8 protein-coding genes are annotated in these 16,963 nt (G+C 33.7%); 6 read left to right on the top strand and 2 right to left on the bottom strand.

Annotation, left to right across the window (positions count from 1 at the left end; all coding sequences use genetic code 11):
• The first annotated feature begins 10 nt into the window (after positions 1–10).
• The 3 genes from pglX to D0469_RS14505 all read left to right on the top strand — a co-directional run bounded on the left by pglX (position 11) and on the right by D0469_RS14505 (position 9,455).
• On the top strand, positions 11–3,550 hold the full coding sequence (pglX, locus tag D0469_RS14515) for a BREX-1 system adenine-specific DNA-methyltransferase PglX (RefSeq protein WP_117327462.1): 3,540 nt from the start codon (positions 11–13) through the stop codon (positions 3,548–3,550).
• 91 nt (positions 3,551–3,641) lie between these two features.
• Positions 3,642–6,152 carry a BREX-1 system phosphatase PglZ type A gene (gene pglZ / locus D0469_RS14510; protein WP_117327461.1) on the top strand — a complete coding sequence of 837 codons (2,511 nt, stop codon included), beginning with the start codon at positions 3,642–3,644 and terminating at the stop codon, positions 6,150–6,152.
• A gap of 129 nt (positions 6,153–6,281) precedes the next feature.
• Positions 6,282–9,455 (top strand): helicase-related protein, encoded by a 3,174-nt coding sequence (locus D0469_RS14505; RefSeq protein ID WP_117327460.1) that lies wholly within the window; start codon positions 6,282–6,284, stop codon positions 9,453–9,455.
• Positions 9,456–10,446: 991 nt separating this feature from the next.
• Here D0469_RS14505 and D0469_RS21165 read toward each other — a convergent pair.
• Positions 10,447–10,608, bottom strand: a complete 162-nt coding sequence (locus tag D0469_RS21165) for a hypothetical protein (RefSeq protein WP_158553498.1) — start codon at positions 10,606–10,608, stop codon at positions 10,447–10,449.
• A gap of 1,072 nt (positions 10,609–11,680) precedes the next feature.
• On the opposite strand from D0469_RS21165, the gene D0469_RS22015 reads away from it, so the two are divergent.
• Entirely contained in the window at positions 11,681–11,941 is a 261-nt protein-coding gene (locus tag D0469_RS22015) for a cyclic-phosphate processing receiver domain-containing protein (protein WP_325048962.1), read from the top strand.
• 605 nt (positions 11,942–12,546) lie between these two features.
• Entirely contained in the window at positions 12,547–14,010 is a 1,464-nt protein-coding gene (locus D0469_RS14495; RefSeq protein ID WP_117327459.1) for a tyrosine-type recombinase/integrase, read from the top strand.
• A 27-nt stretch (positions 14,011–14,037) separates the two neighbouring features.
• Here D0469_RS14495 and D0469_RS14490 read toward each other — a convergent pair whose 3' ends face one another.
• Positions 14,038–14,943 carry a tyrosine-type recombinase/integrase gene (locus D0469_RS14490; protein ID WP_117327458.1) on the bottom strand — a complete coding sequence of 302 codons (906 nt, stop codon included), beginning with the start codon at positions 14,941–14,943 and terminating at the stop codon, positions 14,038–14,040.
• A 1,288-nt stretch (positions 14,944–16,231) separates the two neighbouring features.
• Between D0469_RS14490 and D0469_RS14485 the strand changes: the two genes are divergently transcribed.
• Positions 16,232–16,963 carry a hypothetical protein gene (locus tag D0469_RS14485; protein WP_117327457.1) on the top strand — a complete coding sequence of 244 codons (732 nt, stop codon included), beginning with the start codon at positions 16,232–16,234 and terminating at the stop codon, positions 16,961–16,963.

Below are 16,963 nucleotides of genomic sequence, written 5' to 3'. Positions count from 1 at the left end.
GGTGGAAAAAGTGAACAAAACGGAATTGAAATACTTTGCCATTCAAGCACGTCGTCAATTAATCGATAAAGTAAAAACAAAGGCACTAATGTATGGTATTGATGAAAAGAATGATTTAGAAATTCAAGAACAATTTGGGCAATTAATGATTAATGATAAGCAATATCCCCTTTATATGAAACCAGCATTCAACTCATTAAAGAATCAGCTTAAACAAAAAGGTTATAAGCAGTTAGTTGAAGAGGTTGCCTATACATGGTTTAACCGTATTATTGCCATTCGTTATATGGAAGTACATGATTACTTACCTGAAAAAGTAAATGTGTTGTCAAGTAGTGTAGGACGTGTAGATCCTGATATTTTATTTGAATATGAAACGATGGATTTACCTGTAAAACAAGAAGAGATTCGTGAATTATTACATGCAGGGGATACAGAAGGAGCATATCGTCAATTATTTATCGCACAATGTAATGCATTAAGCAGTATTTTATCTTTCTTATTTGAAAAAATTCAAGATTACTCAGAACTTTTACTTCCTGACTTTTTACTAGATGCAGAATCAGTCATAAAGAAACTTGTTCGAAATGATGAATTAAACAATAGTTTTGAAGAAATTGAAGTGATTGGCTGGCTGTATCAATATTACATTGCAGAAGAAAAGGACCGAGTATTTGCGCAAAAAAGCAAATATAAAAAAGAGGAAATTCCTTTTGCAACACAACTCTTTACACCAAAGTGGATAGTACAGTATATGGTACAGAACTCACTAGGACGCTACTGGACCGAATCGCATCGAGAAGATGAAGATTTAATCAGTAATTGGGGATACTTCATTAAGCATGAGGAAGAAGATTTCCATGAAAAAATTGCTCCATATGTGAATAAAGAGTTAAGAGTAGAGGATATTAAGTTACTTGACCCTGCAATGGGAAGTGGACATATTTTAGTCTATGCGTTTGAGGTATTCCATCAGATTTATGAAAAGTGTGGGTATCCAGAACGTGATATTCCACGATTAATCATAGAAAACAACTTATATGGATTAGATATTGATGACCGCGCATATCAATTAGCAGCATTTGCAGTAGTAATGAAGGCATCTTCATACTCTCGTCGTTTTTTGAGGAATGTTGAACGAGAAGGTATTCAGCTAAATCTAGCATCTATTGAGGAAACGAATCATATCTCTAATGATGTGATTGCATACATCGCTCAGGAGGAAAAGGGAAATCAATATAATCAAGTAAAAAACTTCTTTAATCAATATTACAATGCAAAAACATACGGTTCGTTAATTAATGTCACAGAACGAGATCTTACGTTCATCGAAGAGCGATTTGAACATATTCAAAATAACCCTGTAGAAGATTTATTTTTTGCAGAACAGCATAATACTGCAAAAGAAGTATTGCCAGCATTAGTTAAACAAACAAAAATAATGCGTAATGAATATGATGTTGTTGTGATGAATCCGCCTTATATGGGCAAAGGTAGTATGAATGAAGAAATTTCTACTTTTTTAAAAAATAGTTATCCCGATTCAAAAACAGATTTATTTACAGCCTTCATGGAAATTAATCATTATTTAAAAAAGGAATCTTTGTATGCTGCTATTAACCAACATTCTTGGATGTTTTCAAGTAGTTATCAAAAATTACGATTAAAGATTATCAATAACAAAAACATTGATAGTATGTTACATATAGGTCCTAGAGCGTTTGAAGAAATAGGAGGGGAAGTCGTACAATCCACCACATTTGTATTAAGGAACTTTTTCTTGAATTCTAAGGGCTTATATTTTAGGTTGGTAGACATATCTAATAAAAACTCTAAAGAGAAAACTTTTTTAAATATAAAAGAAAACAAGGAAAAAAATTTTTATTTATCCAGTCAAACGAATTTTTTAGATTTACCTAATAACCCGATAGCATATTGGTGTACAGAAAAGGTATATTCGATATTTTTGAATGAAAAAGAATTATCAAAATACGCTATTCCGAGAGTTGGCTTACAAACAGGCGATAATGAAAGATTTCTAAGGTTATGGCATGAAGTAGAGCTTCCGAAACTTGGTTTTGGGAGTTCAAATGCTGAAGATGCAGTTAGTAGTAATAAGAAATGGTTCCCCTATCATAAAGGTGGAGAATTTAAAAAATGGTTTGGAAATAATTATTATATAGTTAATTGGGAGAATAATGGGGAAGAAATTAAAGAATTCGGTCATTATTTAAATTCTATTAAAAAACCTTCCTCTAGAATGGGGATAGCAAATAGTGAAGAATTCTATTTTATGGAAGGACTTACTTGGTCTTCTTTAACAACAGGAAGTATTTCTTTCAGATATTCATATCCCGGCTTTTTATTTGATACAAAAGGTCCAATATGTATAATTAAAGAAAAAGTTAATCTTTATTATTTATTAGGATTACTTAATTCTAAAGTGTCTCAATTGTTTTTAAATTTCTTATCACCTACTTTAGATTATAATCCCGGAGCAGTAAGTAAATTACCGATTATTGTAGAGAAAAGTGATGAAATTGAAATCGCTGTAATAGAAAATGTGAAGATTACAAAAGAAAATTGGGACTCTTATGAGATATCTTGGGGTTTTTCAAAACATCCTTTACTTACGAGTGATGAGAGCTACTTATCGGAAAGTTTTAATCAATGGTCAAATAAGACTAAAGAAGATTTAAATAAATTACAAAGTAATGAAGAAAATATTAATGAATTCTTTATTAGAATTTATGGGTTATACGATGAATTAGATTCAGTTATTGAAGAAAAAAATACAAGTATTAAACTTGCTAATTTAGAAACAGATATACGTGCATTTCTTTCTTATTTTATTGGTTGTCTAACAGGTAGGTACTCTTTAGATAGCGAAGGATTATCATATGCAGGTGGGGAATGGGATGATAGTAAGTATTCATCTTTTAGACCTACGCCAAATGGTATTATTCATTTTACTGAATCGACATATTTTGGGGATGATATTATTCTCCGATTACGTGAGTTCCTAAAACTAGCCTTTTCTCCCGATACAGTCAATGAGAATCTACAGTGGCTAGCAGAAGCACTTGAAATGAAAAAAGGTGAAGATGCAGAAGCTCGTATACGTCGGTACTTTTTAGATGAATTTTTTACAGACCATTGTAAATTATATCAAAAACGTCCAATTTATTGGTTGGTGGATTCCGGAAAGCAAAAAGGTTTGCGTACTCTTATTTATATGCAGCGTTATCAACCAGAAACAATGGCAACGATTCGTTTCGAGCATTTGCAAGAGATTCAAGCTAAGTATCAAAATGAAATTACAGATTTAGAAAACAGATTAGTGAATCCAAACTTATCAGCAAGTGAGAAGAAAAAACTAACAGCAGAAAAAACTTCATTTGAAAAGAAGATGGATGAACTACGAGAGTTTGATAAACGTTTAGCTGAGATAGCTAACGAAGAGATTGAAATTGATCTCGACGATGGTGTGAAAGTGAACCATGAGAAGTTATATCGTGGTGGTAAAGGTGTATTAGCTAAAATTAAATAAATAATCATGCCTTCTTACTTTCGTAAGGAGGCTTGTTTCATAGTAGGGTATAATTAAAATTATTAGTAAATATTCATAATGAGGTGACACAATGAATGTCATTGAACTGTTAAAAGATAGAATAGAGGACGAGCTATTTAAAAAAAATAAGCCGCGCACGGTTATTTTTTGGTATGACGAGCAAGGAGAATATACTGTTTCTGATTTAGAAGAAACATTAGCAGAGCAACCGATTCATATCCGTCAATTAACGCGCAATAATTTCTTTAAGCTTAAATTAGAAATCGAGTTAGAAAAGAAAAAGGATTCTTTTTTATTATATGCTGATTTTGCAAAACCAGCGATAGAAGACAACTTTTTACTGGATATGGAGCTTTACGGTACAGAGTTTAAAGCTGATACGAATGCTTTACTTGCAGAACAGTTACAAGTAAGTGATGCCATTTTAAGAACTTTGATTAAGGAATATGGAGAGTTTTTTAAAAGTGCAGAGCGTAAAAATAAATTAAAGAAAGTGGTACCCCCTAATGCTAGCGAACGTGATATAGAGTATGCTATGTTAGCGGTACTAACAGGCGCACCCATTGCAAATATGGAAGAGATTACTCGCCATTTATTGTTGCGTGGCTTACAAGAAGAAACAAATGAAGTATATAAAGCCATATCAAAACGATTTAGCTCAATTCGTATGTGGGAGCTTATTTCGGAATACTTTGGTTTACATTCAAATGATTTGACATTGCAGTATTTAATGGAACATGTATTGTATGCGCATTTCAAACGTCATGCGCAATTTGAAGAACAGTCGTTACATAAGAAATATGAAACAACACGCGGAAATGTATGTGCTTTATTTATTGATGACTGGCTACATACAAAAGAAAGCGAAGTAGAAGTCTTAGAAACGTATATGAAGGAAATCGAACAAAAATTTTCTATTATTGATATCTTACACGAACGTCCAATCGAGCAATTTGCTGAAATTTCAACTTTACCAATAATCGATCATTTATTGATAAATAGGTTAACAGTCGAACTTCTTCATCAAACATCCAATTTGGATCCTTGGAAAGAAATTTTGAATAAACGTTCAAAAATGCATTGGGCGAAACGAAATGAACGAATCCGAAGCTTGTTAAATGTAATGATAGATGCAGTTGATTTATCAAAGTATAAAATATTTTTAAAGCAATATGATACTCGTGAGCCTTTATACGTCCAATATACAAGTGAACTTTACTTAATTGATCAAGCATATAGACGCTTTATGAAGGGGTTTTTGCAATTAGAAAATAAAGAAATGCTAGAAGAACTAGCTGAGCAATTAACAAATTGGTATGAAAATAAATATTTATTGAAAATTGCTCAAGAGACTAATTATCTTTTAGAAACTGCAGAAGTAGGAAAATTACCTAAACAGACTAAGTTTTATAAAGAAGTTTTACAGCCGATTCTTGAGAAAGAATCAACACGCGTATTTGTGATAATTTCGGATGCAGTACGATATGAGGTAGGAGCAGAATTAGTTTCTCGGTTAAATTTACGTTCGAATGGAGTTGCCTCTATCAGTCCGTTAGTTGCGAATATGCCAACGTATACACAATTAGGTATGGCATCTTTATTACCCCATAAAGTGTTATCGATCAATGAAAATGGAACAGTATTAGCAGATGATCAACCTACAAATGGATTAGCAAATCGTACTAAAATTCTACAAGCAGCTCATCCAGAAGCAATTGCCTATCGTTTAACAGATTTATTTGAGTGGTCAAGAGTAACAGCAGATGAAAATTTAAAAGGAAAGCGTCTCGTTTATTTATATCATGATGTAATTGATGCGGCAGGAGATTCTGCAAAATCCGAGCGTGCTACTTATATAGCTGCGGAACGAGCAATAAAAGAATTATCAATTGCTGTTGATCGATTATCTAAATGGCAAGCAAAACGAATTTTTATAACAGCAGATCACGGATTTCTTTATCAGTATCCAAGAATTGAAAATGATATTAAAGTAATGAGTATTAAAGGTGAAATTATTGATTCGAATCGTCGCTTTGCTGTTGGTCACCATCTACTAGTAGATAATGGAGCTATTAATGTGCCAGATGATTTTTCAACGTTAGAAGGCGTTGAAAAAGTGATTGCTAAAGGCGTAAACCGATTTATTGGCGGTGGAGGATTACAGTTTGTACATGGCGGTGCAACACCTCAAGAAGTAATTGTGCCACTAATAGATTATCGTCGTACTTCACAAGCGATTCCTGTTGAAATCAGTGTGGCCATGCCAAAACGTGTAATCACAGGTTTCCGTATCCAAGTGCCAATATATCAAGAACAAAGTATTACACAAGAATGTAAGGCACGTACAATTCGGGCTGCATTTTACCTGAATAATGAGCGAATTTCAAATGAAATCGAATGGACATTTGATATGGTGGGCGAAAACCATGAACGCACGGAGCAACTAACATTTAATCTTGTAGAAAACTATTATCCAACAGGGAAAACTTGTGAGCTGAGAATGGTAACCGTGGAAGATGACAAAGCCACACCTTATCGCGAGACAGAATTTACGATTCATATGTATAATGCGCTTTACTAATGAAGCTAGGGAACTATTTTACATAGTTCTCTATTGTTTTGTTTTTTATTTCTTCTAACAGTAGCTGAGTGATTGCTATATAATTTAAATTAAGTTGTTTGATCGTAATTATTCGAGGGGGCTGCTGGATTGTTAAAAGTAGGAGAGATTATTAAAGGCTCTTTCTGGCCGGAAATTGTTGAAATAAAGCATTTTGAAGAAATTGACGATGATCTATTTTTAGTTGAATCAATTGGGCGTAAAACAAATAAATATTATGAACAGTATTTAGAGAGGGCGCAACTAGCACATTTAGAAAACATTCAAGTTGAGGAAAGTTCATTTAATTCTGAAAGACTGCAACACTATCTACAATACTACATCTTAAAGACAGAGGATAAATTTTCGAAGTCTCGTGCGCGAGGAAATGGAAAGATTATTCCCCTCCCACACCAAATTGAAGCAGTGTATAGCCGCATGTTGCAGTCACCTCAAGTACGCTATTTATTAGCTGATGATCCGGGAGCAGGGAAAACGATTATGTCAGGAATGTTAATACGTGAGTTAATTGCAAGACAAGCAGCAGAGCGTATTTTAATTTTAGTTCCCCCTCTAGTATTGAAACAATGGCAGGAAGAGCTAAAAGATAAGTTTGGTGAAGAGTTTACCATTATAAATCGAAGTTTATTAAAAAGCTCAAGTGAAGTAAATCCATTTGAATCACATGACAAAATAATTGCATCAATTTATTGGGCTTCACGTGAAGAAATTAAAGCATTTATTTTAAAAGCACAATTTGATTTAGTAATCGTTGATGAAGCTCATAAAATGGCTGCCTATACACATGGCGTTAAGAAACGTAAAGTGAATCGTACGAAATTTTACCAGCTTGGTGAGAGTTTACTACGTCACACAGAGCATTGCTTATTACTAACGGCTACACCCCATAAAGGAGATAAAGAAAATTTCCGACATTTAATGAGTTTGGTAGACCATGATATTTTTTCACGTATAAATACTGGTGATTCTATATATGAAAAGAGTAATCCTTTCGTTATTCGTCGATTAAAGGAGACAATGAAAAATTTTGATGGTACTCCGTTATTCCCGAAAAGAACGACAACGACAATTACATTTGATTTAAGCTATGGGGAACGAGAGCTTTACGAAGATGTAACTGCTTATGCACGAGAGCATTTTAATCGAGCAAAACAAAATAATAAACCAAATGTAGCATTTGCGATGATGATTTTACAACGTCGCCTAAGTTCGTCTCTAGATGCTATTTATTTATCCCTAAAACGACGTAAAGAAAAGTTAAAAGAATTATTAGAATCTGAGTTAACGGACAATAAATCAATTGAGCCATTTGAATACGACGAAATTTCAACAGAAGAGCAGGAAGAAATAGAGACTTTAGTTGAAGGCGAAACCGATGTAATTGATATAGAGGAACTAAAGTTAGAAATAGAGATTCTAGATGGATTAGTTCGTAAAGTAGAGATGCTTGTAAATCAAGATATTGAGCGGAAATATATAGAGCTTGAAAACACGTTATTCGGTCAGGATGGATTGCTTTCCAAAGGAGAAAAGATTCTTATTTTTACGGAATCAAAAGATACTTTATATTACCTTGAACGAAAGCTCCTACAGCATGTCCCTGAAGTCACAAAAATTGTTGGGAATTTCTCGATGGACAAACGTCGTGAACAAGTGGAGCGATTCCGAAATGATGTACAAATTATGCTTGCTACAGATGCCGGGGGAGAATCTATCAACCTTCAATTCTGTAATCAAATGATTAACTATGATATTCCGTGGAATCCCAATCGTTTGGAACAGCGGATGGGGCGTATACATCGTATTGGACAAAAAAATGAAGTGTTCATCTTTAATCTTGTTGCAAAAAATACACGAGAAGGAGACGTACTGATACGTCTACTCAATAAGATGGAACAAATGCGCACAGATTTAGGACAAGATCAAGTCTATGATTTTATTGGTGAGGTGCTAGAAGAAAATAATATCGATTTATCTCACATAATGGAGGAAGCGATTTGCGGACGAGAAAATTTAGATGAGCTGATTGCACAAATGGAAAAAACATTATCTGAAGAACATGAAAGATTATTAGAATTAGCAAAACATGAACGCTTAGATGATTCCAGTTTTGATTTACCGGGTGCAAGACGTGCATATCATGAAATTTCAATTAGTAGTATGCCATCGCGAGTCTATGGTGAGTTTGTTGTAAAACAGTTTGAAGAAACCCGTATTAAAGTAAATATCTCAAATGATGGAAATGCAGTTCGAATTGATCGTTTCCCTAAAAATATTCGTGAACTAATTAAGAAGCGAAAATATTCTTTAAGAACTGATGAATCATTACGGTTTACATTAAGACCAAATAAACAAACAGAACAGTTATCTATATTACCGAATGACCATCCATTAAAAAAAATAGCGATGGAATTAGCAAGTCAAGAGTTGCAACAAGTGGCTTTACCAATTTGTACAGTAAAAACATATGTTAGTGAACCTTTAACATTAGAAATTAGCCGTATCAGTGTAGTTGATGGTACAGGCCGAGAGTTAGAACAAGAATTAATGTTAATAGCTAAAAGGAAAACTGGGGAGTACATTCAATTAGATCCGTATTTACTATTCCAAAAGCAATTTGAATTAATCAATACAGTAGATACAGAGGATAAATCATTTAAAAAAGAATCTATTCTTCAAGCGAAAAAAATACTTCAATCTGTTCAAATAAAACGCGATGATTATTTAAACCGAAAAAGTACTTATTTACGTCGTTCATTTGATGAACAAATGCAAACTCTACAGGAAAAATTAACTAATTATTTAAGTGACAACTTAAATAATAAAAATAGCGCATTAATTAACCAAACCTATACTCTAATTGAAGACTTAGAGGAACGTAGTAAAGATCGACTTGAAAATATTGAAAGGGAAAGAAGTATTCAGTTACAGTCGATTAAGCCGATTACACAACTACATATCCAACCAATTGTAAGTGCAGCACGTGTTATTCCAAAAGATTTCATAGAAGTTGTAAAAGAGTATGAATATCAAAATGGGCGATTAAACATCCGGGTTAAGAATGCATTTAGTTTAGTGGATTTCACAAGTGAAGAAGCAGAGGGTAATACTCGATTTATTTTATTAACACCGTCTTTAGAGTTGCTTTCACAGCAATTGGAATTAAATGATTACCAAGAATTAAATGGATCGGTATATGTTTATGTGGTAAAACAACATAATATCGTAGAAGAAGTGAAAATGGAACAAATCATTGGAATATAGTTAGGGAAAATCAGGGCCTGACGCTCAGTCGAGTAAAGCGTTAATTCGGTTACTATCTTGATTCTATTCTTGTGGAGAACTAATACAACTCCCACCTGTCTAACAAATTTGCGTCTAACCATACTTGGATTTTGTCTTTGAAAATGCAGAGAAAAGGTTATTTATTCAAGTATGAAAAGGGAACATTTTCATTATGAACGAGCGATAGAAAGAGTGCGAAAATAGTCATTATCGCACTCTTTTTTCAATCTAATTGCAATCAATTGCTAATACCAAATTTTGAGGACTATCATGGTAAATAAGGTATTCGTTACTGTTATTTTTGACATACAAATTGTACTAATAATATTTAATTAATATCCAATTTAGAATGGATGCATACTTTTACTCAGAAATCTTTATAAGCACTTTCTCCCGCATTCTATTTATCATTGCCAAATTTTCGAACTAAGAGGAATATGCTCTTTTGGCATGATGATCCTTACCGGTTTGATCAATGTAATTTTGGATAAGCTCTTCGTAGTTGTCACTGTTCTTGACTTTAATAAGGTCCTCATACTCCTGCTTGTATCGAAGCAATACCTTGAGTATGATATTGATTCGCTGCTGTTCTTTGAGTGGGTTAATTAGTTCATCTATATTATTTGAATGGTGAATCTCCCGAAGGAGTTGCTCAAATTCCTCCGCTTCATCTTCATTTGAGTGATGCTTGTAATTTCAAGAATTTCTTTCGAAAGTCCATGCTTAAATAGTTTTCTAACAGTCAATTCTAAGTTAATTACATAGGCATCCTTTTCAGATATTGTCCATTCATTTCCTGAAGAAGCTTTTCTTGTTTCTTCATAAGATAATGAATGTCTTCAAACTGCCTCTTTAATTTGTTATTTATATAATGAAGTGAAGCCATTTTCCAACGCTTCCAAGCACAATCTAATAAGTTTTGACTGTTATAATTTCAGTATTGTATTATTTATCGCCCTTTTGTAGGAAATTATAGTTCATTAATAACAAAATCAATCAAATCCATATCTTCATTTGATAAATTCATCCTTTTTTGTACATCTTCTTCTGAGTTGCCTTTTTTAATTAGTTCAATTGCTTTTATTAGGGTTTCATTATCACTATAATCACATTTTTCCACTTTTCCCTTCATATCTCTCACCTCAATCCATTTATACAAAAAAGCATAATTACTTACATTAAAAGCCGGTAGTAATTAATACAACGCAAAATTTGCTAACATTTTGCTAAACCAATTCCATAGAAAACGGTAAATCACCATTAAAGATATTACATCTAAAATTATCCAAGACGTTAATTCACTGCGCTTTTTGCACCCCACGTTAACGATATTACTCTCTCACAGCCTACGGGCGGCATGATGTAAGTCGGTACCGTTAACCTTCTTTTATAAACTAGTTTTAAGTAAAAATGGAAATAATGATTTAAAGAAATCATACTTAATGCTCTAGGATTTCAAATGTACCACTATATCTCATCATTTATTATTGTCTACCATCAGCAAATACAACATATAGAGAGTATCTCGCACCTCATTTTAAAAATAAGGCAGTCAGCCCTCTAATGATGGGGGTGGGCTGCCTTTTTAATTAGAATCGAAAGGTTACCAATCTATGAGGATATCTCTATATGAAGATCAGAGAATACAGTATTAGGAAGAGAAAAATACATCAGGTAAGCAAATCAGCCCTTCCAATTATAAACTTTTTTTCAAATTATTTTCGGTAGCTAACCAGAACAGGTTAGTCCACCTGACGGGCATTCTATCTGCTTTGGATGTGTACAAGATTTATGCATACCCATACGATAGAAGTAAGAAAGAGTTTAAAAAATAACGTCAAAGTCATTTTCAGTTTTAACTTTTGGAGCTACTGAATATTATAAAATGCATAAACCCTTTTACATTATTTCAACACTCACTTAGTTAAAAAGAGAGTGTAATTTAATTAAGTGGGGAATGGCCTAAAATGCATATATTTAGGTTTTATCCTTGTTTATGGGATCAGTTATATAAACTATTGCAATAAGCGCTTTGTGCATTTCCGTTGTTAATAGTGTTTTATAAATTTCAGTATAATAAAAGAACATGTCTTTGCATACGTTTAGTTGATTATCAACCGAAATGTAGCTAACAGGTGCTTCAGCAAGGCTGCTTCGGCAACCTTTTTCTTATTGGACAAAAGAGGCAGATTAGTTGAAGAAGAATTCTGCTATATAACATAAAAAAAGGATACATAGGGCTAGTACTTCTAACAAGTGAAAAAATAAATCTTTATGTTGATGATTTAAGGGATTGTCCGAACGGATTTATAATCGCAAGGAACACTGAACAAGCAATTCATTATATAGAGACCTACAGGATAAACATACTTTCTCTTGATCACGATTTAGGAGAAGATAAAGATGGAAATATATTACCGACAGGGTATGACCTAGTAAAATACTTCTGTGAACAGGGAGAATGAGCGGATAAAATCACGGATAATGGTCTTGGACGTGAAAATATGTTTCATACCCTCAAAGCTGCTTAAAGAAGAGGATTTATAGATAGTGACATAAAGATGTATCATTACTCTATTAATTCAAATAAATAATCTGGATAATTTAATTGTGTTATTAATCTAACGAGGGATTATTTCTATAATAAAGGAAAACGGAGGGTTGATACCCTTCGACGATTACACGATTATTTCTAGCTCATTCGAACGACCCCTTGTCATTGGAAGTAAGTTTTTATATGAGGAGATTAGGAAAGACCCAATTTAGTGACACACATACCAGAAACCACCATCATGATAGATCAGAGATTATTTAGATAAGAGTGAAAACAAGTTATCATACATTCTCTATCTATAGGTCGTTGATTTCTGAGTAAAGTTTTCGATATACTAGTATAAAATGAAATTTTCTTATTGACATATAATTTATTCATGCTAATATATTAATAAATTAATATTTAACAAGGGAGAACCCCAAGCTATACAATGGTAATCGTATTTAGATATGATTATCATTTGTATTAAGCTTGGGGTTTTTTGCTTGTAATAGGAAAAAGAGGGAGTAAATAAGTATGCGGAAAATTACGATTACACCACAAAGTACATTAGAGGAAGCCTATTTAGACCAAGAGCAAATAAGCAACTGGTCTCCAAACTCAAAAAGGGCGTATAGAAAAAATATTAAAGATATTACTAACCATATGATTAGTAATGGATTACAGCCAATTCTTGAAAATGTTACGTATGAATATTGTCAAGTATGGAAAAACGATCAAGCTGAAAAGGTGAAGTCCGCTACATTAAAACAACAAAAAAGCACACTATCCTCTTTATTTAGACATTTAAATCATGCAAAAATCATAGATGGTAATCCATTTTTAACGGTTAAAATTACAGACTATACCGAGCAGCAGTATTTATCTAAGGATTTGGACATCAACGAACTTTATCAAGTGTATAAGGCAGCTCATGAATTACAAGTTCAAGGAATTAATGTCTTAGCTCCTATTCTTTTAGATATCTTTACCGGCTTTCGTTCAACAAATCTGATTAGTTTACAAGCTCAGTCTATAGATAAGGAGGCGGGTGGAATAAGAATTATGTTTTCTAGGTCAGATAAAAGTGAGGAGGATGAAAGAAAAAGGGAAGTAAAGACCCCTAACACGAAAAATAGAGAAACTTTTATTCCTTTACCTCCAAGAGTATTAGCTTATTTTTTGGAATATACAAAAGGAATGCACCCAGAAGATCCACTTCTATATGGATTACGCGGAAAGGCATTTGCTAACAAGCAAATGAATTATATAGTGCATAAAATTTGTGAACATCTAGGATGGATCACAGAGACTCCTGATTCCGAACCAAGTGACAGATTGAGCAAGAAAGTAGTAGTTGGTAAAAAAACACGTAAACAAAAAACGAGTAAATATTTTACTCCACATGGGTTACGTTATAGTGTGGCTACAATGTTCCATGAAATGGGTGTATCAGATAATGCGAAACGGTTGCTATTACTGCATTCTAAGAAAGCGCAACAAGGTGCCTTAGAGCGTTATCTTCGTAGAGATACGAAAGAAGTAAAAGAATTACGTATGGCCCAAATTTTATTGGAAACGGTGCTTCAAACAGCTTTGGATATGGAAGATCAATTAGGCGTTCAAATGAATCTGAATGTAATCTATGAGAATTTGCCAGCAGCATTCCAAGGCCAAATGAACAACATGTATCATGTACATTCATTTAAACAAAATATGATCCGTTTTACGATGTCAGTAGTAGAACAAAAGCTTGCTCAAACAGTTATGCCGAATCAGCAAATCATGTTTCCGGAAGTTAGCCCATATCCAAACCAAACAAATCATTCAAGTCAATATCCAAATCCATCTAGCCATCCTTTTCCTAGTCATTATCAAGGGGGTTTTCAAGCAAGTGCATCAGCACCTATAAACACGAATTTTTATGCTAACCAACAGGATGTAATGGGGTTATATCATTCAAGTATTGCGCCAGAGTTCTTTGCAGAAGGAAAAAGATAACTACCCATAAAGGGTAGTTTCTTCCTTTTAAAATATGTTAAACGAATCAATGGCTTTCTTTTTCTGTTCAAATTCTACATGCGTATACACTTCCGTTGAAGTGATGCTTTCATGGCCTAATAATTCTTGAAGTGTTCGCAAATCCACATTATTTTTGTTCTCTTGCAGCATAAGCGTAGCAAATGTATGGCGCAAATGGTGTAACGAAAAGCGGGAGGGAGGCAGACCGGCTTTTCGTAAGGTCTTTTTAAAGATAGAGTGTAATCCACGTGGATTCAATGGTTTACCATCTTTATTCAAAAACACAGGCTCCGTAGGATAACTCTGATATGGACCCAAAGAATCCTTATAAGTACTAAGAAGAGGGATAAGGAGGGGATGAAGGGGCAACAATCGTTCCTTTTTACCTTTTCCATATATCCGGATTGTTTGATTGGAAAAATCCATTTGCGACCATGTAAGTGAGACAAGTTCGGATCGTCTCATACCGGTTACCGCCATTAGCTTGAACATGATTTCATTTCGCTTGGATAAAGTCGAATCATCCTGTTCAAGCGAGCGGAATAATTGCTGAAGATCCCTTAACGTCATATATACTGGCAATTTGTCATCGGTTTTCGGTGTTTCAATGCCACTCATAAAGTCATGGATCAGGTGTTTTTCCTGTATGCAGTATTTAGTGAATGACTTAAAACTGGAAATCTTCCGGTTCATGGAACGCGGTTTTTGCTTGTGGGTTCCCAGTTGATGCTGGATAAAGCGACGGACATGGGTCTTGGTGATGGAAGCCAAATCAGTTGAACAGTCATGATCACGTAAAAAAGTTAAAAATTGAAGTAAATCGTATTCATAACTGACAACTGTATGTGTGGAATAATTTTTTTCAACTTGAATGTACAGTATGAATTCGTCAATTGCAGCTTTTAATTGCAAACCAAAAACCTCCAATAAAAGTTGTTTAGACGATAATTCATTATCCGTACAAATACACAACATTATCGTTCAAAAGGAGGATTATCGTTCATATGAAAAACGTGAAAAATTATAAGGAATGTGCGGATGGAAGGTTCCAAAGTACAGATATTATAGGAACGTCAGCGGATAACCCCAATCACGGCGTAAAATTATCCTAGTTTACATAATATATATTCTCGGAAGTTAATGAAATAAACACAAAATAGTCTCATATCCTAAGATTACTTTTAATATTGAGACAAAAGATAAAAATTTTATATCAGATCCTCCTTATTATTTCATTGTGCATAATTGCTATTGGTTTGTATTTAAGTATGTATAATTTAAGATACCTAAATCTGATGATAAAATTACTCTCTAGGATATCCGCTTAAGCGTTTCGAATGTTAATATTGTTTAATTTTATGTAATGAAACTATCATAAGAATTCTTTTCTTTAGAGCCTCTTCCATTACGCTCCATATATCTCAATTTCGAGATATTTCTAGAAGGAATTATCTTTATTCTTCCAAATTCACAATTAATGATACAAATAATCCGTTCATATATGATGTTTTTTGGGTAATAAGTAATCCGTGTTTCTTTGAGATTTCTTCTGTGTCCCTGTTGAGATGACAGTTATCACGAACATGCTTCCAGACTGGATTAAGGTATGCTGCAGGTTTCGGGTATTGGATGCTTCATCTCACATGTTCCAATAGTAAGCCATTTCCCATCATTTTTGCTGACTCATTTTAATTCATCAATAACATGTGGATTTTTCGCTGAACAGAGTATTAATGTCACAACGACGATATCGAAAAAGTTATCTTAAAATATAAGGCTTTCGGCATATCCTATAGTTATGTCAACAAGGATAACTGCAAACTCGACGCTTTGCTGTGCTTTTGTATCATATGTGAGTTTGGTTCGATTGTAAAAACATTACCTCCAGGCAGATATAACGGGAAAATCCCCCCCTGTTCCTGCACCAATCAGCTAAATGTTTCCTGAGGCTTGCTGGAATAATTGGAATTGCCAATTTCTTAGAAACCTTTTTCCAGAGGAGCCATAATATGATCATAAATTCGTGCAATAGTTTGCTTCATTTACACTTATTTTTAAAAAAAGTTTCCTTAAAACCTACTCCTATGTCATTATATATATAGTATCTGGTACTAATATCTGCTGATATTTTTGAATGCAGCTATAACCGCTTATGCTGTAATCTTCCGTTGATAGTTCAATTGGAAAGCGAGGCTAAACAATGAATAACCAAACAATTAACTCCATTAATGAAACATTACAAGCCTACGGTTTTGAACAATACCAATTATCCGATTTAAGTCAGGACAATGAATTACTTCTTAAGCATGAATCCGGCACCATTGCCCTTAACGGTAAAAACCTTTTACACGATCTCCACCTTGGTAAATCAAAAAACTTATCTTCACTAATAAATGCCATAGATCTGTATGATTTAACATACTCGCTAGCTGAAATTTGCGCCAAAGGATTTTCCAAATTTACGTGCATCAAAGAAATTGCCATTGGTTACTATTCCTTTTGTAAGGGTACCTGTTATCATTACGGCGACAAGAAGATTTACGTAAACCCGTCGTACGTTTTCAAACGCTGGAAAACTACCTTCAGTAAATCAATAACACTGAAGGATTTTATTACCGTGCTTCTATTGCATGAGCTGGGCCACGCGTTTCAAGACAATGAAAAGCCATTACTGCAAAGAAAAACTGAATTTTTCTCAGAAAATATTCATTCAGAGTTTATATCTGAGGCTATTCAAAAGTATAAACATTTTCTCATAAAAACAGAAATAGATGCCTGGGATAGAACCAAGCATCTGCTGAAGGAGTTTTCCCTGGATTCCGTTTCATTCACACAGGTAAAATCAGATTGCTTGAATTCCTATGCCAGCCTTAATGACCTCGAAATCGAGAAACGTTTAAAGCGGGTATATAAACATTTAGTTTGTAAATGA

The organism is Peribacillus saganii, from assembly GCF_003429095.1.
In the GTDB taxonomy this organism is placed as follows: domain Bacteria; phylum Bacillota; class Bacilli; order Bacillales; family DSM-1321; genus Peribacillus; species Peribacillus saganii.
Note: the sequence above shows the minus strand (reverse complement) of the source record. Positions and strands in the feature narration are given on the sequence as shown.

What these genes read in the sequence shown, in the direction of transcription:
- D0469_RS14485 (WP_117327457.1), top strand. Translation starts at nt 16,232, where the DNA reads ATGAATAACCAAACAATTAACTCCATTAATGAAACATTACAAGCCTAC.
- D0469_RS14495 (WP_117327459.1), top strand. Translation starts at nt 12,547, where the DNA reads ATGCGGAAAATTACGATTACACCACAAAGTACATTAGAGGAAGCCTAT.
- D0469_RS21165 (WP_158553498.1), bottom strand. Translation starts at nt 10,608, where the DNA reads ATGAAGGGAAAAGTGGAAAAATGTGATTATAGTGATAATGAAACCCTA.
- pglZ (WP_117327461.1), top strand. Translation starts at nt 3,642, where the DNA reads ATGAATGTCATTGAACTGTTAAAAGATAGAATAGAGGACGAGCTATTT.